This window comes from Olivibacter sp. 47, from assembly GCF_030372825.1.
Lineage (GTDB): Bacteria > Bacteroidota > Bacteroidia > Sphingobacteriales > Sphingobacteriaceae > Olivibacter > Olivibacter oleidegradans.
In genome coordinates this window covers 3,048,644-3,069,176 of sequence record NZ_JAUCNR010000001.1, presented here as the reverse complement: position 1 = coordinate 3,069,176, position 20,533 = coordinate 3,048,644, and the positions used below count along the sequence as shown (strand labels likewise).

Annotated in this window: 20 protein-coding genes; 9 read left to right on the top strand and 11 right to left on the bottom strand. The window is 40.9% G+C overall.

The genetic code is table 11. The annotated features are described in order from the left end of the window. Positions 1-17: 17 nt before the first annotated feature. On the bottom strand, positions 18-371 hold the full coding sequence (locus QT327_RS13295; RefSeq protein WP_130857723.1) for a DUF488 domain-containing protein: 354 nt from the start codon (positions 369-371) through the stop codon (positions 18-20). Between the two features lie 203 nt (positions 372-574). Between QT327_RS13295 and QT327_RS13290 the strand changes: the two genes are divergently transcribed. The 4 genes from QT327_RS13290 (at position 575) to QT327_RS13275 (ending at position 4,984) form a co-directional block, all read left to right on the top strand. Beyond that, positions 575-1,531, top strand: a complete 957-nt coding sequence (locus QT327_RS13290; RefSeq protein WP_013666712.1) for a formylglycine-generating enzyme family protein — start codon at positions 575-577, stop codon at positions 1,529-1,531. Between the two features lie 36 nt (positions 1,532-1,567). Next, positions 1,568-2,890 (top strand): Gfo/Idh/MocA family protein, encoded by a 1,323-nt coding sequence (locus tag QT327_RS13285; protein WP_013666711.1) that lies wholly within the window; start codon positions 1,568-1,570, stop codon positions 2,888-2,890. Positions 2,891-2,902: 12 nt separating this feature from the next. Next, entirely contained in the window at positions 2,903-3,952 is a 1,050-nt protein-coding gene (locus QT327_RS13280; RefSeq protein ID WP_130857724.1) for an FAD:protein FMN transferase, read from the top strand. Positions 3,953-4,063: 111 nt separating this feature from the next. After that, positions 4,064-4,984, top strand: a complete 921-nt coding sequence (locus QT327_RS13275; RefSeq protein ID WP_013666709.1) for a hydroxypyruvate isomerase family protein — start codon at positions 4,064-4,066, stop codon at positions 4,982-4,984. 60 nt (positions 4,985-5,044) lie between these two features. On the opposite strand, the gene QT327_RS13270 is transcribed toward QT327_RS13275, so the two are convergent. From QT327_RS13270 to QT327_RS13255, 4 genes are all read right to left on the bottom strand, one after another. Further along, positions 5,045-5,437 (bottom strand): hypothetical protein, encoded by a 393-nt coding sequence (locus QT327_RS13270; protein ID WP_130857725.1) that lies wholly within the window; start codon positions 5,435-5,437, stop codon positions 5,045-5,047. A gap of 228 nt (positions 5,438-5,665) precedes the next feature. Then, positions 5,666-6,550, bottom strand: a complete 885-nt coding sequence (locus QT327_RS13265; RefSeq protein WP_130857726.1) for a bifunctional 5,10-methylenetetrahydrofolate dehydrogenase/5,10-methenyltetrahydrofolate cyclohydrolase — start codon at positions 6,548-6,550, stop codon at positions 5,666-5,668. A gap of 96 nt (positions 6,551-6,646) precedes the next feature. After that, positions 6,647-8,434: a translation elongation factor 4 gene (gene lepA, locus QT327_RS13260; protein ID WP_013666706.1), complete on the bottom strand. Its 1,788-nt coding sequence runs from the start codon at positions 8,432-8,434 to the stop codon at positions 6,647-6,649. A gap of 211 nt (positions 8,435-8,645) precedes the next feature. Then, on the bottom strand, positions 8,646-8,816 hold the full coding sequence (locus tag QT327_RS13255) for a hypothetical protein (RefSeq protein ID WP_289553057.1): 171 nt from the start codon (positions 8,814-8,816) through the stop codon (positions 8,646-8,648). Positions 8,817-9,092: 276 nt separating this feature from the next. Between QT327_RS13255 and QT327_RS13250 the strand changes: the two genes are divergently transcribed. From QT327_RS13250 to QT327_RS13240, 3 genes are all read left to right on the top strand, one after another. After that, positions 9,093-9,593 carry a fructosamine kinase family protein gene (locus tag QT327_RS13250; RefSeq protein ID WP_289553056.1) on the top strand — a complete coding sequence of 167 codons (501 nt, stop codon included), beginning with the start codon at positions 9,093-9,095 and terminating at the stop codon, positions 9,591-9,593. Continuing rightward, positions 9,580-9,978, top strand: a complete 399-nt coding sequence (locus QT327_RS13245; RefSeq protein WP_354004818.1) for a fructosamine kinase family protein — start codon at positions 9,580-9,582, stop codon at positions 9,976-9,978. The genes QT327_RS13250 and QT327_RS13245 overlap by 14 nt, the downstream gene beginning before the upstream one ends. Before the next feature lie 79 nt (positions 9,979-10,057). Next, positions 10,058-10,285, top strand: a complete 228-nt coding sequence (locus QT327_RS13240) for a hypothetical protein (protein WP_013666704.1) — start codon at positions 10,058-10,060, stop codon at positions 10,283-10,285. 48 nt (positions 10,286-10,333) lie between these two features. Here the strand turns inward: QT327_RS13240 and QT327_RS13235 are convergent, their stop codons facing one another. Then, the gene (locus QT327_RS13235; RefSeq protein ID WP_130857728.1) at positions 10,334-12,436 is read right to left on the bottom strand and encodes a heavy metal translocating P-type ATPase; all 2,103 of its coding nucleotides are present in this window, start codon (positions 12,434-12,436) and stop codon (positions 10,334-10,336) included. A 270-nt stretch (positions 12,437-12,706) separates the two neighbouring features. On the opposite strand from QT327_RS13235, the gene QT327_RS13230 reads away from it, so the two are divergent. Next, complete coding sequence (locus QT327_RS13230) at positions 12,707-13,570, top strand: helix-turn-helix domain-containing protein (RefSeq protein ID WP_013666702.1); 864 nt, start codon at positions 12,707-12,709, stop codon at positions 13,568-13,570. A 4-nt stretch (positions 13,571-13,574) separates the two neighbouring features. After that, positions 13,575-14,456 carry a mechanosensitive ion channel family protein gene (locus QT327_RS13225; RefSeq protein ID WP_013666701.1) on the top strand — a complete coding sequence of 294 codons (882 nt, stop codon included), beginning with the start codon at positions 13,575-13,577 and terminating at the stop codon, positions 14,454-14,456. Between the two features lie 309 nt (positions 14,457-14,765). Here the strand turns inward: QT327_RS13225 and coaA are convergent, their stop codons facing one another. The 5 genes from coaA to lpdA all read right to left on the bottom strand — a co-directional run bounded on the left by coaA (position 14,766) and on the right by lpdA (position 20,135). After that, positions 14,766-15,596 (bottom strand): type I pantothenate kinase, encoded by an 831-nt coding sequence (gene coaA, locus QT327_RS13220; protein ID WP_289553053.1) that lies wholly within the window; start codon positions 15,594-15,596, stop codon positions 14,766-14,768. Between the two features lie 129 nt (positions 15,597-15,725). Beyond that, a complete protein-coding gene (locus QT327_RS13215) occupies positions 15,726-16,133 on the bottom strand; it encodes an OsmC family protein (RefSeq protein ID WP_013666699.1) in 408 nt (135 codons plus the stop codon). Between the two features lie 127 nt (positions 16,134-16,260). After that, a complete protein-coding gene (locus tag QT327_RS13210) occupies positions 16,261-17,493 on the bottom strand; it encodes a spore maturation protein (RefSeq protein ID WP_130857730.1) in 1,233 nt (410 codons plus the stop codon). Between the two features lie 92 nt (positions 17,494-17,585). After that, positions 17,586-18,650 (bottom strand): patatin-like phospholipase family protein, encoded by a 1,065-nt coding sequence (locus tag QT327_RS13205; protein ID WP_013666697.1) that lies wholly within the window; start codon positions 18,648-18,650, stop codon positions 17,586-17,588. Between the two features lie 96 nt (positions 18,651-18,746). After that, positions 18,747-20,135, bottom strand: coding sequence for a dihydrolipoyl dehydrogenase (lpdA, locus tag QT327_RS13200; protein ID WP_149105704.1), 1,389 nt, complete (start codon positions 20,133-20,135; stop codon positions 18,747-18,749). Positions 20,136-20,533 lie beyond the last annotated feature (398 nt).

Genomic DNA, 20,533 nt, shown 5'->3' with positions numbered 1-20,533 from the left:
TTTAGACAAATATTTTTTCAAAAATAGGCCTCTAAATATTCCTTTAAGGCTTTTGCATTGTTATGTTCTTTATTATGAGCAGCATAAAGCAAGGTAATCACTTCATGCTTCTTTAACTCGTTAATGATTTCTTTTGATTCACTATTGCCACTGATCTCTCGATAATAATCTCTTTTAAATTCATCCCAACTTTCCGCATCTTGATGATAACGTTTCCTCAAGTCCGTTGAAGGTGCTAAATTTTTCAACCATTCATCAATTTGCGCACGTTCTTTTTTAATACCTCGTGGCCATAGCCGATCAACCAAAATCCGATAACCATCCGATTTATCGGGTTCATCATAAATGCGTTTTATTTTAAAGCTGGGCATATCCTTTATATTTTCGAATCAACTTATTAACAGTTATTCGGTCGCATTGTGTTGAACCTAACCTACACAACCGATTGCATGTAACCGAAAGTGTTCAGCATACACAATTATTTCATATAACTCTTGTATATCTTCCAAAATATGACTTATTTAGTGGACTAATCAATGCAAAACTAATTAAGCAGAGCCAATTAAAACAACAAATGAATAGAAAACTTGCCATTTTATCCATTCTAACATTCACAAGTTTCACTCTTTCCGCCCAAGAAGTAGCAGACTATACGCAAGCCATCAACGGAACCAAACTTAGCTTTCCGATGAAGGCCATTCCGAAAGGAGATTTTAAAATGGGAAGCGAAAATGGAAATCCTGATGAAAAGCCTGTTCACGAAGTATCCTTAGATGCCTTTTGGATAGGTGTTTACGAGGTTACTTGGGATCTTTTCGAACCTTTCCTTTATAAGGATTACGAAGTGACCCAAAGCATAGATGGAAAAGTTCCGGCCAATGTAGATGCCGTTACCCGTCCTACAAAACCTTACTTAGACATGACTTTTGGCATGGGTAAAGAGGGACATCCGGCAATCGCCATGACCCACTATAATGCCATACAATTTTGTAAATGGCTCTATGAACGAACCGGGGTATTCTATCGACTACCTACTGAAGCAGAGTGGGAGTATGCTTGCAGGGCCGGTAGTACAGGAAGCTATACTTTTGGAGATGACGCGAGCAAGCTGAGCGAATATGCATGGTTTACGGACAACAGCAATGGAACGACACATAAGGTAGGAGAGAAGAAGCCAAATGCATGGGGATTATATGATATGCATGGCAATGTATCGGAATGGACCTACGATCAATATGATGAGCAGTTCTATGCGTCGTCACCGGCTAAAAACCCGGTAAATAAACCAACTAAGTTATATCCCCACAGCGTACGTGGCGGCGCCTACGACGACGAAGCGGCTGCATTGCGCTCGGCAGCTCGCTTTGCTTCCGATCCGGCCTGGAAACAATTGGATCCACAGATACCAAAAAGCAATTGGTGGTTTCCGGAAGCACCTTTTGTCGGTTTTCGCTTGGTACGACCCGCTGTCCAGCCTGCTAAAGCCGAAATTGAAGCTTACTACAACCAAGCGCCTATACCAGATAAATAATCAATTAACAGATATAATAACAAACAATAAACCGAAATGAATAAATTAAATCTTCATCAACAGCGCCGGGATTTCTTAAAAACCTCCGCAGTCATTGCCGGCAGCACGATGTTAAGTAGCATTCCCTTCATGGGACATTCTTCCGTAAATGATACCATTAAGATTGCGTTGGTTGGATGTGGAGGACGAGGCACAGGAGCAGCCTCTCAGGCACTTTCAACCAAATTCAACATTCAACTTGTCGCTATGGCCGATGCATTTAGGGATCAACTGGATAACAGTTTCAAAGATCTTTCAGAAAAGTTCAAAGAAAAGGTCAATGTACCGGAAGATCATAAATTCGTCGGTTTTGATGCATATGCTAAGGCCATTGCCTTGGCGGATGTTGTTATCCTTGCTACTTCACCTGGCTTTAGGCCGACTCATTTCGAAGAAGCCATCAGACAGGGAAAACACGTATTTATGGAAAAACCGGTAGCCGTCGACGCACCTGGTGTGAGGAAAGTACTGGCAGCTGCTGAAGAAGCAAAGAAGAAAAAACTAAATGTCGTTGTCGGTCTACAACGCCGCTATCAAAAAAATTATAGAGAGGCAATTAAACGTATACATGCCGGTGAAATAGGCGACATTGTAGGCGGCCAGGTTTACTGGAATAGTGGAGGGGTGTGGGTACGACCGCGCAAGCCGGAACAAACTGAAATGGAATATCAAATGCGTAACTGGTTTTATTTTAACTGGCTCTGCGGCGATCATATAGTAGAACAGCATGTTCACAATATCGATATTGCGAACTGGGTTAAAGGTTCTTATCCTGTATCTATTCAGGGTACAGGAAGCCGGGCTTGGCGTACCGGAAAAGAATACGGTGAAATTTATGATAATCATTCGATTGAACTTACTTATGCTGATGGTTCGGTTATTTACAGTCAATGCCGGCATTTCGAAGGAACGCAGAACCGAGTAGATGAAACTTTCTTTGGTACGAAAGGAAAGGCCTATTTATCAGCGGGAAACACAGGTAAACTGTGGGATCATCAAGGCAACTTATTGTTTAATCACCCAACAAAAGGCCAGGCAAATCCCTATCAAACAGAACACGATGAGTTGTTCGAAACGATCAGTAAAGGGGAGTATAAGCATTGGGATGCGGAATATGGCGCTAAAAGCACCCTTACCGGCATTATTGGGCGTTATGCTACTTATTCCGGTCAAGTAATAAAATGGGACGATGCATTAAACGCCAACAATTCCCTCATGCCCGAAACGCTAGCTTGGGATGCTAAGCCAAAAATATTACCAGATGAAAATGGCCTTTATCCTGTAGCTCAACCGGGGTTATTTCACTGGGAAAAAGCATAACATAGGCATCTTATGAGCAAAACAAGCACGACTAATACTTGGCAAAAGCTTTCTTTTTCCCTGTTTATGCTATGCTTGTTTTGCTCTTTCTCCGAACCTTCCCTCGAAGAAGATAAACATCGGATAACGGGCTATGCTCAAGGTACTAGCTATCAAATCACGTACTACAGTCCTTTACCTAGTATTCGAAAAGAAAGTATTGATAGCCTACTGGCAGGCATTGATAGCTCCATGTCGATCTACAAACCTTACTCGCTGATTAGCCAATTTAACAACAGTGAAAAAGGGATATCCATTGACGCTGATTTTCGCAAGGTTATCGAAAAATCACTACAAATAGCTCAGGAAACCGAGGGTTTATTTGACGTTACCGTAGGCCCGCTAGTAGAAGCCTGGGGTTTTGGCCATGAGGCAATAACGCATTACCCCGATAGCTTGGAAATTGCCGCTATTAAAAAGTGCATTGGTTATACTAAATTAAAATTGAAAGGAAATTTCCTCCATAAGGCAAGGCCCTGTGTTAAGATAGATGTGAATGGCATTGCCCAAGGATATAGTGTCGACAAAGTGGCAAATTATCTGGTAGAAAAAGGAATAAAATCATTTATTGTCGAAATAGGGGGAGAACTGCGTATTCATGGCAAAAAGAAAGATGGTAGTGCTATGAAAATTGGCATCGAAGGTCCTGCCGAAAATAACGATGAACCGATTATTCGACATGTCGTAGCACTAAGTCAAGGCGCCATCACCACCTCGGGGAACTATCGAAAGTTCAAACAAAACGGATCCAAAAAAATTTCGCATCTTATTGATCCGCGTACGGGCTTTCCACTGGATAACGAACTAATAAGTGTTACGCTTTATGCAGAGGATGCAATAACCGCTGATGGCTATGATAATGCGGTAATGGCGATGAGTTTAACAGATGCTCTTAATTTTGTAACAAAACGCCCTTCACTTGAGGCGTATATTATTTATCATGATCAGCAAGGAAATGTGCGGGACACCATGACCAATGGATTTAAGCAATTTTTGGTAGAGGAAGATAAAGGATATAGATAGAAGACATAAGACACAGGATTAACTATAGACATAGGAAAAAGATCTAAGAACAAAACAAGGGAGAAGGACATCATGCTTGATACCTGATACCCGATACTTGATACAAAAAAGATGAAAAGAAGCGAATTTTTACAGAAAGGATTAATGGCTACAGGCGCACTGGTTGCCGGTAGTTCGCTAACAAGCAACGCGTCCACGCAAACGGTTAACAAAGCCGCAAAAACCTTCAATCTAAATTATGGACCACACGATGGTATGTTTAAGAATCTGGCAGGCAATAATTTTTTAGATCAGATTCAGTTTATGTACGATCAAGGCTTTCGGGGTATTGAAGACAATGGTATGTCGGGTAGATCGCCGCAGGAACAGGAAAAAATAGGTAATTTATTAGCAAAGTTGGGCATGGCAATGGGAGTATTCGTCTTAAATAAGGGCGGAAACGGTGCAAACACCTTGGCTGCAGGAAAAAAAGACCACATCGACATCTTCTTAAAGGGTTGTCATGAAGCGGTGGAGATATCAAAAAGATGCGGCGGCAAGTTTACTACTGTTGTGCCGGGCGATTTTGCAAGAAATCTATCACTGGATATGCAAACAGCACACGTTATCGACGCGCTACGGAAGGGCGCAGAAATACTTGAACCGCATGGCATCGTCATGGTGCTGGAACCCTTGAGCGATACACCCGACTTATTTTTGCGTACTTCCAACCAAACCTATCTTATTTGTCGTGCGGTAAATAGCCCATCTTGTAAAATACTGTATGATATATATCACATGCAACGGAATGAAGGCGATTTAATAGCGAACATGGAACGCACCTGGAGCGAAATTGCTTATATACAAACGGGAGATAACCCCGGCAGAAAAGAGCCAACCACGGGCGAAATCAACTATAAAAACATATTCAAATACCTTTACGAGAAGGGTTATAAAGGTGTTGTCGGAATGGAACATGGTGTCTCCGGCAGCGGCAAGGACGGCGAACAACGGTTAATTGAAGCCTATCGCGAAGTTGACGCGTTTATGTAAATAAAATGGGGCACTGAATCAGTGCCCCATAGATTGGTTATAAATGTAAAATACCGATTATTACTTTGTACTATCTTTTTTCAAGCTTTCTTTGATATTATTATAACCTTCCTTCGTCTTGTCGGCTACTTTGTTTGCTGCATTCTTAATATCCGTTCCGGCAGCTTTAGCAGCGTCACCTACATCTTCCTTCGCAGCGTTCAGGTCGTTTTTAATATTTTCTCCGGTCGTCTTAGCATCCGCCTTTGCCTCATCTGCAGCAGCATTAATATCGCTTTTTGCTTCTTCTCCAGCTTCTTTCATACTGTCAATGCCCTGATCTATGTGCTCGCCAAGTGTAGTTGTATCGGCAACAATCGTATCCGAAGTACCTTCACCACTATTGGAGGAATTATTGCAGGCCGCGAATGTAAATGCCAACGCCAAGACAGCTAATAAACTTAATTTTTTCATTTGAATAAATTGTTTTTGTTTACATTTTCAGACATAACAATAAAAATGCCAGATTGTTTGTAGAACCCGTTACTACTAATATTAGTTGTCAAATAGTCGAGTTGTTATGGTTGGTTGTCAAATAGTCGAGTTGTTAAATGGTCCTATTTTTTCTACAGTTTTTTTCGTAACGACGATCAACCGATCACTAATAACCAACAACTAATAACTAATAGCTAATACGAACAACTAATAACGATAAACCTCTTTCTTAGCTGCTGCAAGTGTATTTTTCAACAATCCAATAATCGTCATTAAGCCAACACCTCCGGGTACGGGTGTGATATAAGAAGCCTTAGACGATACCCGCTCAAAATCGACATCTCCAAACAGTTTATAGCCGGATTTTGTCAACGTGCTTATTTCCCGATTGATTCCCACATCAATGATGATAGCACCTTCTTTCACCATATCTGCTGTAACAAAATTCTTTTTACCGATAGCGGCGACAATTAAGTCAGCACGTAAAATTTCTTCTTTTAAATTCTTAGTACGGCTATGTGTCAATGTCACGGTACAATTGCCGGGCTGTGCGTTACGTGCCAATAGAATGCTCATCGGACTCCCAACAATATTGCTTCTTCCTACAACTACCGCATGCATACCCGCAGTTTGAATGCCGTAATGGTCTAACATAAGCATAATGCCGTAGGGAGTAGCAGGAATGAAACAGGGAAGGTTCCGCTGCATCCTTCCTAAATTAACTGGATGGAAGCCATCCACATCCTTACGGTGATCGATAGCTTCGGTCACCACTTCCGGATCAATATGCTTCGGTAAAGGAAGTTGCACAATAATACCATCAACCGCATCATCTTGGTTGAGCTCTTTTATTTTCTTAATGAGTTCCTCTTGTGTAATATCATCTTCATAGCGAATATTAGTGGATTCGAAACCAACTTGCTGGCAATTTCTCATCTTACTGGCTACGTAAGTTTCACTACCACCGTCATGGCCTACTAAAATCGCCACCAAATGCGGTTTCCGACCGTTTGAAGTCAAAAACTCTGCCGCTTCCCGAGCAATATCCTGTTTAATCTTCTCAGATACAAGTTTACCGTCTAGTAATTGCATTTCTTATTAGTTATAAGTTATCGGTTATTCGTTATTGGTTATAATGCAGTTAATTACACAGCTAATAACTCATAACGAACAACAAATAACCAAAGATTAATCTAATTTCAACACCGCCATAAAGGCCGATTGAGGAATTTCCACATTTCCAACCTGGCGCATTCTTTTCTTACCTTTTTTCTGCTTTTCCAACAGCTTGCGCTTACGTGAAATATCCCCTCCGTAACATTTAGCCGTTACATCTTTTCGCAAGGCACGTACATTCTCCCGCGCGATAACCTTAGCTCCTATAGACGCTTGGATGGCAATCTCAAATTGCTGCCTTGGTAAAAGCTCTTTCAATTTCTCACAAATCTTTTTTCCGAACTCGTAGGCATTGCTTCGGTGAATAAGCGAAGAGAGCGCATCTACCGGTTCTCCGTTTAATCGAATGTCTAATTTAACCAAATCCGATTGCCTATAGCCAATTTGATGGTAGTCAAATGAGGCATACCCTTTCGAAATGGTTTTCAGTTTATCGTAGAAATCAAATACAATCTCACCCATTGGCATTTCAAATACCAATTCTACACGATCGGCAGTTAAATAACTCTGGTTAATAATAACTCCTCTTTTTTGGATACAGAGTGACATAACAGGTCCGACAAACTCCGACTTGGTAATGATATTAGCTTTGATAAAAGGTTCTTCTACAAATTCTAATTTACTGGGATCAGGCAAATCAGAGGGGTTGTTTACCTTTATCTCACCATCTTTGGTCGTATGAGCAATGTAGGAAACGTTTGGAACCGTTGTGATAACAGTCATATCAAACTCCCGTTCCAAACGTTCCTGAATAATTTCCATATGGAGCATTCCCAAGAAACCGCATCGGAAACCGAAACCAAGGGCAGCTGATGATTCGGGTTCAAATACGAGAGAAGCGTCATTCAGCTGCAATCGGTGCATGCTCTCTCTTAACTCTTCGAAATCTTCCGTATCTACCGGATAAATTCCGGCAAAAACCATGGGCTTAACCTCTTCGAATCCTTTGATTGCCTCTTTGCTCGGACGGTTTACATGGGTAATTGTATCACCCACTTTAACTTCACGTGCCTCTTTTATACCGGAGATAATATATCCTACATCTCCCGTACGAATAACGTCTTTCGGCACCTGGTTGAGTTTCAGCGTTCCTATTTCATCGGCCGTATATTCTTTACCTGTTGCGATAAATTTGACCTTATCATTCTTTCTAATTTCCCCATTTTCTACCTTAAAATAAGCCATAATTCCGCGAAAGGAGTTAAAGACGGAGTCAAAAATTAAGGCTTGGAGGGGGCCATCCGGATCACCTACGGGTGCCGGTACGCGCTCAACAATTGCCCGAAGGATGTCTGAAACACCCATCCCTGTCTTTCCCGACGCAGGAATAATATCTTCGCGTTTTCCACCGATCAAATCCACAATCTGATCCTTTACCTCCTCGGGCATTGCTCCCGGTAAATCCATCTTATTCAGAATGGGAATGATTTCCAAATCGTGTTCCAAAGCCAAATACAGGTTGGAGATCGTTTGTGCCTGAATCCCTTGGGAAGCGTCCACAATCAGCAAAGCTCCTTCACAGGCGGCAATCGAACGGGACACTTCGTAAGAAAAATCGACGTGCCCGGGTGTATCAATCAGGTTAAGAACATAGTCCTGTCCATCATAATTATAATTCATTTGGATGGCATGGCTCTTAATCGTAATTCCACGCTCACGTTCCAAATCCATATCGTCCAAGAGCTGCGCCTGCGCCTCTCTCTGTGTGATGGTATTGGTGTACTCCAATAAACGATCTGCCAAGGTGCTCTTCCCGTGATCGATATGTGCAATGATACAAAAATTGCGAATGTGCTTCATGTAGGCAATAATGCGTATTAAACGGCAAAGATAAATTATTAACCAGAATATTTACCATCTCTTTTACTTTTTCTCCGGCAAAACCGTGTCTTACAAAAAAGAACGTTTATTTTAAATAATTTTTCATTTAATATAATGTTCTTTATCCTTGATGATAAAGAACCAAACAATCAAGGCTCTGTAGGCTACCTTGCACCTGATTGCAAAGCATTCATGGCGCGTATTGGAGCCGTTTCACTTCCTCAATCCGCTTGGATATTGCGACATGAACGATGGTGCACATGCTTTGCTGCTCGTTGCTTCGGTATCCTCCAAGGCCGATTTTCCCCACGCACAGGGCTATATTTAGGGCTGAAGAAATGATACGTCTGGTTAAACGCATGATTCGTTGGCTTTGGAAAATGTCGCCTAGGAAATTTGCGGTCTGCACCTTGATGCACACTGTTTGTAGCAAATTTCCAAGCGACGAGATTCTGCGTCACTTTTTGCGGAAACCACGAAGTAGCATGAGTACCTTTTAAAACAAACAATAACGAATAAAAGTGACAAAGAAAAGGTTCTTTTAAAACTATCAAAATCACATAAAATTTAAAACCCCTACCTTATTTTCTCCTTTTTACATACATTTATCCATAGGTTTATTCAACAAGTTCAAAAAATGTTTTTATCGGTTGATTTTATAAAAAACTTAGAGGAAGTCATAAGTAAGTTGATCGGCACTAGCTTTCAAATCCTCCATATGTTACCGGTATCCGGAGGTGATATCCATCGAAGCTATCAAATCCAGGGGCACCGGGAATCTTTTTTTATTAAAATCAATGATGCCGATACCCTGCCGAATATATTTGTATTGGAGCGGGAAGGCTTAAAGCTGCTAAAACGTGTGGGCGGAGCCGTAGTACCGGAGCTGCTGATAGCAGGGCAATTCAATAGGGATGCTTTTTTGCTTATGCCATGGATAGAAAAAGGCGATAATAGTAAGAACGCACAAGCGAATCTAGGCCGCATGCTCGCTTTTGTCCATAAAAACAGCCACGATTATTTTGGTTTAGAATACGACAATTACCTAGGTTCATTACCTCAATATAATCGACCGCATATATCCTGGTCAGATTTTTTCATTGAAGAGCGTTTAAAAAAAACAACTGGAACGAAGTGAGTCAAAGGGGCTGATAGACAAAATATTACATCATAAATTCGAACAACTCTTCCAGCGACTGCCTTCTCTTTTCCCCACTGAACCGCCCGCTTTATTACACGGAGACCTTTGGAATGGAAATTATATGGTCAATCAAGCAGGGGTACCTTTCCTGATCGATCCGGCAGTTTATTACGGACATCGCGAAATGGACCTTGCATTAACGCAACTTTTTGGTGGATTCGATCAAGTTTTCTATGACGCTTATCAAGAAGTTTTTCCCTTGGAGAAGGATTGGAAGAAACGAATCGATTTATGGAATCTCTATATTCTATTGTTCCATGCCAATGTCTTCGGAGGAAGTTACCTGAAACAGGTAGCGCATATAATCGATAAATATAGCTAGCCAAATAATGTAATGAGAGCAAACAAATAAGCTCCTCAAATGTTTCAAAATCAATATTGACAACATTAAAACAAAAGGCATGGAAAAATTAGTAAACGAGCTGATTCAGAAAGTAGGTCTTTCCCCCGAATTAGCGCAAAAAGCAACTTCAGTTGTGCTCGATTATGTAAACAACAATTTACCTGATGCATTAAAAGGCAAAGCTGAAGGCCTATTAAATGGCAACTTCGACATGCAATCCTTATTGGGAAATAGTGAAGGGGGAGGGGATAGTATCATCGATAAAGTAAAAGGAATGTTTAATTAATAAAAATGCCTCAGTGGAAACACTGGGGCATTTTTATTTGGCATTCGCTTATAGCTTTTTAAACTTCAATCGGATGGAATTACCAATTACCACTACATCCGAGCAAGCCATGGCTAGTGCTGCTAACATCGGACTTAAAAAACCAAATGCGGCCAAAGGGATTGCAAAAATATTATAAAAAAATGCCCAGAAAAGGTTCTGTTTGATCGTAAGCAACGTATGCTTACCTATCTTAAGTAAAGTCGTGATCGATTGCAAATCGTTGTTCAACAATACTACTTTGGCAGATTGGATGGCGACCTGACTTGCATCGCCTAAAGAGACGCCTACATCGGCTGTTGTAAGCGCCGGACCATCGTTAATACCATCTCCAACCATTGCTACTTTACCTCCTTGCTTTAATGACTCAATCAATTCTAATTTTTCATGGGGTAACTTTTCGGCATAAACTTCTGTAATTCCTATCGACGCCGCAAGTGCGTCGCATTTCTCTTTTCTGTCACCACTTAAAATGACCGGTATTATCTGCTGTCCCTTCAAAGTCTGTACAAGCTCTTTTGCTCCTGCTTTAATTTCATCGTCGATTGCGATTCTGACAACCAGCTCGTCATCCCTCAATAAAAATACATCATAGTTGCCAAGTTCCTTGCTATCTTCTACAAGCTGTTTTGAGCCAATTTGATAGCGGTGCCCTTCACTATCCATCGCTTTTATCCCTAATCCTTTTTCTTCCTTTACCTGCGTAAAAACGATCTTTCTCTTTTCCCGGTTGGCAAATGCATTAACAAGTGACTTGGCGATCGGATGGTTCGAATAGCTTTCTAAACCATGGATCAGCGTCGCGGTCTCTATATCACTCAGCTCGCTTTTTATGTCCCTTATCTTGAACTTGCCGGTGCTTAATGTCCCCGTCTTGTCGAACACCATATATTTTAAATTGGTCATTTCTTCTACCGTATCACCGCCCTTTATAAGCACACCTTGTTTAGCACTTCTTCCCAGGCCAACCATCACTGCGGTTGGTGTGGCTAACCCCATGGCACAAGGACAGGAGATTACCATCACAGCAATGGCATTTAATAGGGCTTGACGGAAACCTATATCAAAGGCAAAATATGCAAGGACAAACGTTAATAATGCGATGCCAATTACCACCGGTACAAAAATCGCCGCCACCTTATCACCTAAGCGTTGTATGGGTGGCTTTGCGGCCTGTGCTCTTTTCATTAAATCAATGATTTGTGCCAACACCGTTTTGTTACCCACTTTCGTCACCAGCATTCGAATGCTACCTCGTTCAAGTATGGTTCCACCAATAACCGCATCATATTTTCCCTTTTCAACCGGAATGCTTTCGCCAGTTAACATCGACTCGTTCACAGATGCGTCTCCCCATACAATATCACCATCGGTCGGTATCTTGTCGCCTTCATTGACTAATAAGGTATCACCAATTTTTAATTGATTTATATCGACGCGTTCGGCTTGACCGTTTACAATACGGACGGCGCTGTCGACCTGGATTTTCATCAGATCTTTGACGGCCGAAGTCGTTTGTGTTACCGATCGCTTTTCAAATACATTTCCTAAAAGTACAAGCGTAATAATGGTAGCTGTTGTTTCGTAGAACATATAATTAGGCCCTAAGCCCAACAAAGTACCTATTATACTGTAGATAAATGCCGACGTAGAGCCAACAAATATCAGGACATCCATATTGGGCACACCTGCCTTGATTGAATTAATAGCACTTTTTCCAAAATAAGCACATCCTAAAACAAATACAGGAAGACATAAACTCAATTGAACATAGGGGTTATGCAGCCAATGAAAAGGTAAAAACATGTGCAGGAAAAGCGGCAAAGTAAACAATAGACTAAAAATAAATTTATGTTCTATTTTTCCTAAAAAACCTTCTTTCACAAAGCCCTGTTCTTCCTGCTGCACCTTGAAACCTAAACCTTCAATATCTTGTATTACATTATTTACGTTCAGTCCCTTATCGGCTGTAAATTTTACTTCCTCATTTGCAAAACTCACGAAAACGTTTTGGTAACCTTTTTTCTCCAACATTTTATGTACGGAGAGCGCACAATTATTACAATGCATGCCGGTTACGTGTAATTCGACTAATTGATTTTCTCCTTGCATCTTTTTGTCTTAATGTTTCTTAATGCCAACTCAAACCTAACGTAGTGAGATTGAGAGATCGGGTATATCCGCCATAAACAAGCAATTAGCATTTACCGATCTCTTCCTATCTGCCGCAGATCGAGAGAACAAACAAGTGATACCTTTGGGTAACTTCTTCTTTGTTGTACAAATGTAAGTTTAGAGCGGTAGCTCCTTCATAACAAAACAAGGTATTAATGGTACTTTTCATGGATTTTAATAACTTTGCACTGTAAAACTAGCTTAAAAATGGTAAAGCAGAACATTCCGATATATAATGTACCGAGTACCGGTGAAGGATATTCGGACGAATTCGATATCAAAAGATTAAGCTATGGTCACGACCGCTATGAAAAAACCACGGCTCCGCATCGGCACGATCATTATACCTTGATCATTCTTTGTCAAGGAACGACGCGTCAATTTATCGATTTCAAAGAATATGAAGCGAAAGATGCTGCGCTATTATTTATGCGCCCCGGGCAGGTTCATTATGAAGTTGACCCGGGTAATGCGGAAATGTACTTGGTTACCTTTAAAGGCGACTTTCTATTTTCTTATTCGGCAGACAATCACTGGGAACAGCAGTTTAGCAGTAATCTGTTATCCTTAAAGAAACATGAACTTGAACGAATTTTGGCTTTTGTTGCATTAATCGAGGAAGAATATACACTCTTTAAACAGAATAGAGCGGTTGTAGCTCAACTTTTACTGGCGCTGTTGGAAAAAACAGAAAGCTATGTCAGTCCGCATACCCATATCACCGGTCGGAAGCGCTATAGTACCTTAATGCGTCAATTTATAGCTTTAGTGGAAAAAGACTTTCTTAGCCATACGAAAGTTGCTGATTATGCATCTAAATTGTTTATCTCGGCAGGCCATTTGAATGATGTAGTTAAAGAAATGACAGGGACAAACGCTAAAACGGTCATTGATGAACGGCGTGTGCTGGAGGCGAAACGCCTTCTGTTTTGGACGCAGCTCCCGATTCGCGAAGTGGGCTGGAAAATCGGCTTTGAAGATCCTGCTTACTTCACTCGATTTTTTAAAAAACATACCGGCAAGCTGCCAGCTAGTTTTCAACGCGATCTGCAAAAAAAGATACATCATTGAAAATATGAATAGTCAACAAGAATATATACAACGTAGCATTCATCTGAAAAAAGACTTGCTCATACTGGTAATCAAAATCCTTGTATTCATTCCGATAACATACACTTTAATAGAGTATGAGTCCTACTATAACGACAAGAGGGTTTTACAACGATTGGTGTATGCTTTGAATGTCTTTCTATCCAGTAATATCATCATTTCAACTGTCCGAATCATCCTCTTGTCTTGGTATAAACGACGCTCTCTTTACTTTCATACCAGTTCGCGCGGTAGCTTCGTATTAGGTATTAACCGCATTGCCTCGGTGCTCAACGCCGTCGTCATTATTTTTAGTCTGATGTTGGCCTTTGGAATCAACCCCAGAGATTTCCTAACCAGTATCACCATCGTTGCAGCGGCTATAGCCCTTATTTTTAAGGATTACATCACGAATATGATCAGTGGTTTAATTATCATGTTTTCTGATCAATTGACATTGGGTGATTATGTTAAGATCGGCGAGTACCAAGGGCAAATTATTGACATCACCCTGGTTAATATTGTTATCAATAATGATGATGATGATATTGTCATGGTTCCTAATAACTTTGTTTTTACGACAAACATTGTCAACCAGTCTTTTCAGAACTCCCGCAAGGTGAGCGTCGAATTTGAATTAGCCATTAACCATACCATGGACCGGGAGGACCTCAAAAAGCGTCTTAATGATCTGCTTAACAAACACAGCAATGAAGTACTCGAAAATAGTATGAAATTAAAGGTATTGGCTGTACAAAAGGATGTTGTCAAGTATAAGGTACAGTTCACCTTAACCAATTTGGGAAAAACGCAATCGCAGTTTATCAAAAACATTGTGCTAAATGAAGTACTAAAAATTGGGAATTAGCCAATGAGCCAATGTGATGATCGGTTTGTACGAGCTTAAGCATACTGCTTATAGGTTAAAGCCTAATGTAAAGCTGAGATCAATAATTAACCAATGTGATAATGCTCTGAAGCTTGTCTGCCGATTCACTCTTTACTCATCACTCATCATTATCACTCATCATTCATGCTCGCAACCGACAACTACACCTTCCGTAATTTGACGCCTGTTACGAAATGATTGCTTCCCTTTTCCAATATAAGATTAGCGCGAAAGCGCGTCGGCAGTATGTTTTTAATAAGGTTTGGTTTATTGATGAGATCCCAAATGCTAATTTGCTCGCGCGATAGCTTCTTCTTCGGAAAGACTGGCGTATCTATGAAAATAGGAATTAGGATTCCGGAAAGCAGTTGTTTGCAATTGTCTGAATCGAGACACATACCATTCGAGTAAGTTTTTTTCGTTAGCATGCACGTAAATGGAGTAATCAAAAAAATCAGACACGAAAACCTGCGGTCCTTTGTGTTTTTCGCTCAAATTTACTTGTAAGACATTGATCCCCTCCACAATGACAATATCGGGATTATAAATCTCCTGCATTTGATCCGGCATCACATCATATTCAAGATGCGAATAAATAGGCACTTGAAGGCTTTCCTTGCCCGCCTTCACATCCGCCAGAAAATTGATTAACTTCTTCGTATCATAACTTTCCGGAAAGCCTTTTCGATTCATTATTCCGCGTTGTTCCAACACACTATTGGGATATAAAAAGCCATCAGTGGTTACTAAAGCGACATTTGGCTTATCGGGCCATAAAGACAAGACCTTTTGTAATACGCGTGCGGTGGTGCTCTTACCCGCCGCCACGCTGCCTGCTATACCAATAATAAAGGGCGAGCGTTTGCGTCCGCTGTTCAAGTAAGCATTTTCAGCGTCGTAAAGCTTATGTGCGTGGTCAATATGGATATTCAGGAGATGACAAAGCGGGAAATAAACTTCCTGAATCTCTTCCATATTTAATGGCTCATTCAGCGCATGTAACCTTCCAATATCCTCATTTGAAAGAGAGAAATTCAGTGATCCGTTCAGTAATTTCCATTCGTCTCGCGTAATGCTCACGTACGGAGAATACTGTTCCTTCATTGCCATATCAGTCATATTCCAAGTTTAAGCTTGCACGCGCAAACGTAATAATTCAAAAGCCAAAAATCAAAATTCGTCCCCGCCAGGGGCTCCAATACAATCCATTTAACTACTTAACTATTCCCCCACTTAACCACGTAACTATTAGGGAACCAAATTACTGTCAACTACGATTGGATTTGATAATATTTTATGTACCGGGCAGAGCTCCGCAATCTGAAGCAGCCGTTGCCGTTGGTCATCATCCAAATTGCCAACCAATTTAATATGATTTTTTATGTAAGTCGTTTGCTGATGACTGCTTGGTACTACCTCCATTTTTACCGTTATGATAACTTCCTGCAAATCCCATTGCTTTCGATCGGCATACATCCTTAATGTAATAGCCGTACAAGAACCTAAACTCGAAAGTAACAATTCCTTCGGTCCTAATCCCTGATCAGTACCTCCCATAGACTCCGGTTCATCCGCTATTACGATATTTCGTCCATTGCTGACTTCTGTTTTATACCGTTCCTTTCCGATGGTAACTGTTACATTTACTTCCGCCATGCTAGTTGTTAGTTATTCGTTGTTAGTTGTTAGTTATTCGTTGTTAGTTGTTAGTGAAAATTTACTTTTTACTTTTTACTTTTTACTTTTTACTTTTTACTTTTTACTTTTTACTTTTTACTTTTTACTATCCAAAAAAGATGTAAGCGATAATAATGGCTGCAATTATCCCTGCGAGTTCGGCTAAGAGAGCAGCAGGTAAAGCATGTCGCGTTCTTTTAATGGCCACTGATCCGAAGTATACTGCTAACACATAAAAAGTTGTTTCCGTACTTCCTTGAATGACACAAGCCACGCGCGACGCAAAATCATCGGCACCTTTGGCATGCATTAAATCAATCATCAATCCACGCGCACCGCTTCCGCTCATCGGTTTCATAAAAGCGACAGGAAGCGCCTCCACAAAGCGCGTATCCAAACCCGCCCAGCTAACAATTGCACTGACGCCCTGAACCAGGTAGTCCATCGCACCGGATGCTCGAAAAACTCCTACAGCTACCAAAATCCCTACTAAATAGGGGATAATTTTTACAGCAACTTCAAAACCCTCTTTAGCCCCCTCAATAAATGATTCAAAAACATTCACTTTGCGGTAGAAGGCTAGGGCAATGAATGAAATAATTACCGTGAAGAGAATGACATTGCTTGCAACCTGCGATATAGCATTGATTTCTTCCTGGCTCAGCGTGGAAAAGTAGTACAAGAGTCCGCCGATCAAGATTGTCAGACCGCCCACATAAGCTATGATAACTTTATTGAACAGGTTAATACGCTGATAAATAGCGGTCACTACCAAACCGACCAAAGTAGAAAAGAAGGTTGCCAGCAGGATGGGAATGAACACATCGGACGGATCTATAGCTCCTGCTTCCTTCCGGTAAGCCATGATGGTAATTGGCAAGAGTGTCAAACTTGACGCATTCAATACTAAAAACATGATTTGCGCATTGCTTGCCGTATCTTTATTTGGGTTCAGTTCCTGTAGTTCTTTCATAGCCTTTAGACCTACCGGTGTCGCCGCATTATCAAGGCCCAACATATTAGCCGAGAAATTCATCAAAACCGAACCCAACGCCGGGTGATTTTTAGGAATCTCCGGAAAAAGTTTATTAAAAAAAGGCCCTACTAAACGAGCAAAAATGTTAATCATGCCGCCCTTTTCGCCAATTTTCATGATGCCTAGCCAAAAAGACATTAAACCGATCAGGCCCAGGGAAATCTCGGCGCCTGTCTTTGCCGTATCGAAAGTTCCATTTACAATCGCCTGAAAAATCTCCTGGTCTCCAAGAAAAATCAGCTTAAAAAGCGCGACAACAAAAGCAATTAAGAAGAAGGCTATCCAAACGTAATTTAAAGCCATTATTAGCTAGTTGTTAGTTATTAGTTGTCAGCTATTAGTTGTCAGCTATTAGTTATTAGTTGCATAAGCCTAAAGCCTATATTTCATATCCCTCAAGACCATAAATTTCTGTTCAAAAAACTCCAAGGCTTTTCATGGGAACCATTCTTCTTTTGTTCTTCGATTAAGAAGTCAGCCATTTCATCCAGTATTAAATGATTCTCACTCACCGTACGGTCTCCCAAAGCAATTAAACGTTTCATATTCGATTCCTCTGCAGCATCTAAACTCTCCTGAATGCTGTTGAGATTTTCCGGTTCGATCCGCAGATAATCTTTTTCCTTGTTTGACGACCGGAACAGCTGGTGAAGGAAAAAGTCGCTGCTTTCGGCCACACCGCTCATCATGATGTCAATTAGAGCCGGTACCATGGAAATAGCCCGACTTTTTTTAAAATGCTCTAAGTTATACGATTTTCTCGATCGCCCCGTTCCCAAAGAAAAAATATGAATATCATTGATTTTCGTTTGATTAAATGCCCGAGTTACTTCAACTAAACCACTTAAAGCAGGATTTGTTGCAAAAACACCGCCATCTAATAAAGGGTACCGTGTTCCTGATAACGAGTAAATTTCGGCGACACTAAAATAAGTCGGTGCGGCAGAGGTAGCCCGACAAACATCTTTGAGATAAAAGTCACGCACGTCACCCCGTTCAATAGCTGTCTGCTGCCTAAAAAAATGTGTCTTCCTAAGCTCTATGTTATAAGCAGAGATGATACAAGGTTTGATGAGTTCACTTAACTGCGTCTTTCCAAAATATTTCTGCAGCACACTTTCCAATGTAGCACTATTATAACGCTCACTGGTTAAACCCAAGCTTGAGGTAATGCGCTTGAAAAAACTCATTCTAAAAATATCGTGACCATATTTTAGATACATTTCCAAAGCTTCTTTGGCAGAAAAACGAGGTCGTTTGGGGTCTGATTGATCAGGGCAGAGCAGTAGGCAAACCAAAATACCTCCGGTACTCGTACCGGCAAAAAAATCAAAAAAATCTACGATAGCTGCTGAGGGATTGTTCGTCTTTTGCTTCAGTTTTTCTTCCAAAGCAACCAAGATCATTCCCGGAATGATCCCTCGAATCCCACCACCATCAATAGATAAGATTTTCTTCATAAAGGTTGATATCAGTTAGTCAAGTAGTTGAGTCGTTAAGTAGTTAAGTAGGAATTTATCCTACTCAACTATTTATCTATTTCACTACTCAACCTCCTACAAATGGATTACCTCACCATAAGCATCCGCTGTAGCCTCCATAACAGCTTCACTCATCGTAGGGTGTGGGTGTATGGTTTTAATAATTTCATGTCCGGTAGTTTCCAGTTTGCGGGCGGCCACTACCTCGGCAATCATTTCCGTCACATTGGATCCGATCATATGTGCTCCTAAGAACTCGCCGTACTTCGCATCAAAAATAACCTTTACAAAGCCATCCTTAGCACCCGCGGCACTTGCCTTACCTGAAGCTGAAAAAGGAAACTTGCCCACTTTAATTTCGTATCCGGCTTCCTTAGCGGCTTTTTCTGTATAACCAACAGAGGCAATTTCAGGCGAGCAATAAGTACATCCAGGAATATTATTATAATCAATTGGTTCAACATGTAAACCTTTGATCTTTTCTACGCAGGTAATCCCTTCGGCAGAAGCAACGTGTGCTAAGGCTTGTCCTTTAACAATATCACCAATAGCATATACACCTTCTACATTAGTTTTGTAGAAATCATCTACAACAACCCGGCCTTTATCAGTTTTTACACCGACTTCTTCTAAACCAAGGTTTTCGATGTTCGGAGTAATACCTACGGCAGACAACACAACCTCCGCTTCGATCACTTCTTCACCTTTTGCCGTTTTGATTTTCACCTTGCTAGGCGAAGCGCTGGTATCCACCGCCGTTACTTCAGCACCGGTTAAGATATTGATGCCACTTTTTTTCAAGCTACGTTCCAACTGTTTAGAGATTTCTTCATCCTCAACTGGTACAATACGATCTAAATATTCAACAATCGTTACTTTCGTTCCGATCGCATTGTAAAAATAAGCAAACTCTACACCGATAGCACCAGATCCTACGACCACTAATGAATTAGGCTGTTTATCCAAGTTCATGGCTTGACGATAGCCGATGATTTTTTTTCCATCCTGCTTAAGATTCGGAAGCTCACGCGAACGGGCGCCCGTTGCCAGTATTGTATGTTTGGCCGTGTACTCTTTAGTAGAACCATCACCACCCTTTACCTCAATCTTACCGCCTTTTTTTATCTTAGCGGTACCCATGATTACATCAATTTTATTCTTTTTCATCAAGAATTGGATACCCTTACTCATACCATCGGCCACGCCGCGACTTCTTTTAATAATCGCGCCAAAATCAGCCTCACCGCCCTCTACTTTGATACCGTAGTCAGCCGCGTGATTCAGATACTCAAAAACTTGCGCACTTTTAAGTAAAGCTTTCGTTGGGATACAACCCCAGTTAAGGCAGATACCGCCAAGAGATTCGCGTTCAACAATAGCCGTTTTGAAACCTAATTGTGAAGCTCTGATGGCTGCAACATAGCCTCCCGGGCCACTTCCAATTACAATGATGTCGTAATTCATTCTTATAAAAATTAATTCGTTTCGATAGTACAATTAGCTTATACCCATTGAACAAGCCAAGAACGTGTTTGTCAAACAAGTATTACTTCCGCAAACCTAATAAAAATTCTTAGAATTAGAAGATTTCCGGGCTGTGTCGGCATTTTTTTACCTTAGGGAAATAGTTGAAGTAGTAGAGTAGTTGAGTGGGCAAATAGTTAAGTGGTTGGGTAGGGGATTTACTAGTAACAACAGCAACAGTATATACTTACCGGCAGGCAGTCTAATCAGGCTGATAGCTTATTTCCGACAGCAGACAACAGCTCTTGTTACATTTACCATTACCTAAAGCATGTACCACAGGGGGCATGATTGTGATTTTGAAAAAAGTTATCCACAATCCACATTCGAAAATTCGA

What these genes read in the sequence shown, in the direction of transcription:
- QT327_RS13240 (WP_013666704.1), top strand. Translation starts at nt 10,058, where the DNA reads ATGGAAAAATTAGTAAACGAGCTGATTCAGAAAGTAGGTCTTTCCCCC.
- QT327_RS13295 (WP_130857723.1), bottom strand. Translation starts at nt 371, where the DNA reads ATGCCCAGCTTTAAAATAAAACGCATTTATGATGAACCCGATAAATCG.
- QT327_RS13250 (WP_289553056.1), top strand. Translation starts at nt 9,093, where the DNA reads ATGTTTTTATCGGTTGATTTTATAAAAAACTTAGAGGAAGTCATAAGT.
- QT327_RS13285 (WP_013666711.1), top strand. Translation starts at nt 1,568, where the DNA reads ATGAATAAATTAAATCTTCATCAACAGCGCCGGGATTTCTTAAAAACC.
- lpdA (WP_149105704.1), bottom strand. Translation starts at nt 20,135, where the DNA reads ATGAATTACGACATCATTGTAATTGGAAGTGGCCCGGGAGGCTATGTT.
- QT327_RS13265 (WP_130857726.1), bottom strand. Translation starts at nt 6,550, where the DNA reads ATGCAATTACTAGACGGTAAACTTGTATCTGAGAAGATTAAACAGGAT.
- QT327_RS13255 (WP_289553057.1), bottom strand. Translation starts at nt 8,816, where the DNA reads ATGCGTTTAACCAGACGTATCATTTCTTCAGCCCTAAATATAGCCCTG.
- QT327_RS13225 (WP_013666701.1), top strand. Translation starts at nt 13,575, where the DNA reads ATGAATAGTCAACAAGAATATATACAACGTAGCATTCATCTGAAAAAA.
- QT327_RS13280 (WP_130857724.1), top strand. Translation starts at nt 2,903, where the DNA reads ATGAGCAAAACAAGCACGACTAATACTTGGCAAAAGCTTTCTTTTTCC.
- coaA (WP_289553053.1), bottom strand. Translation starts at nt 15,596, where the DNA reads ATGACTGATATGGCAATGAAGGAACAGTATTCTCCGTACGTGAGCATT.
- QT327_RS13235 (WP_130857728.1), bottom strand. Translation starts at nt 12,436, where the DNA reads ATGCAAGGAGAAAATCAATTAGTCGAATTACACGTAACCGGCATGCAT.
- lepA (WP_013666706.1), bottom strand. Translation starts at nt 8,434, where the DNA reads ATGAAGCACATTCGCAATTTTTGTATCATTGCACATATCGATCACGGG.
- QT327_RS13275 (WP_013666709.1), top strand. Translation starts at nt 4,064, where the DNA reads ATGAAAAGAAGCGAATTTTTACAGAAAGGATTAATGGCTACAGGCGCA.
- QT327_RS13205 (WP_013666697.1), bottom strand. Translation starts at nt 18,650, where the DNA reads ATGAAGAAAATCTTATCTATTGATGGTGGTGGGATTCGAGGGATCATT.
- QT327_RS13290 (WP_013666712.1), top strand. Translation starts at nt 575, where the DNA reads ATGAATAGAAAACTTGCCATTTTATCCATTCTAACATTCACAAGTTTC.
- QT327_RS13270 (WP_130857725.1), bottom strand. Translation starts at nt 5,437, where the DNA reads ATGAAAAAATTAAGTTTATTAGCTGTCTTGGCGTTGGCATTTACATTC.
- QT327_RS13215 (WP_013666699.1), bottom strand. Translation starts at nt 16,133, where the DNA reads ATGGCGGAAGTAAATGTAACAGTTACCATCGGAAAGGAACGGTATAAA.
- QT327_RS13230 (WP_013666702.1), top strand. Translation starts at nt 12,707, where the DNA reads ATGGTAAAGCAGAACATTCCGATATATAATGTACCGAGTACCGGTGAA.
- QT327_RS13210 (WP_130857730.1), bottom strand. Translation starts at nt 17,493, where the DNA reads ATGGCTTTAAATTACGTTTGGATAGCCTTCTTCTTAATTGCTTTTGTT.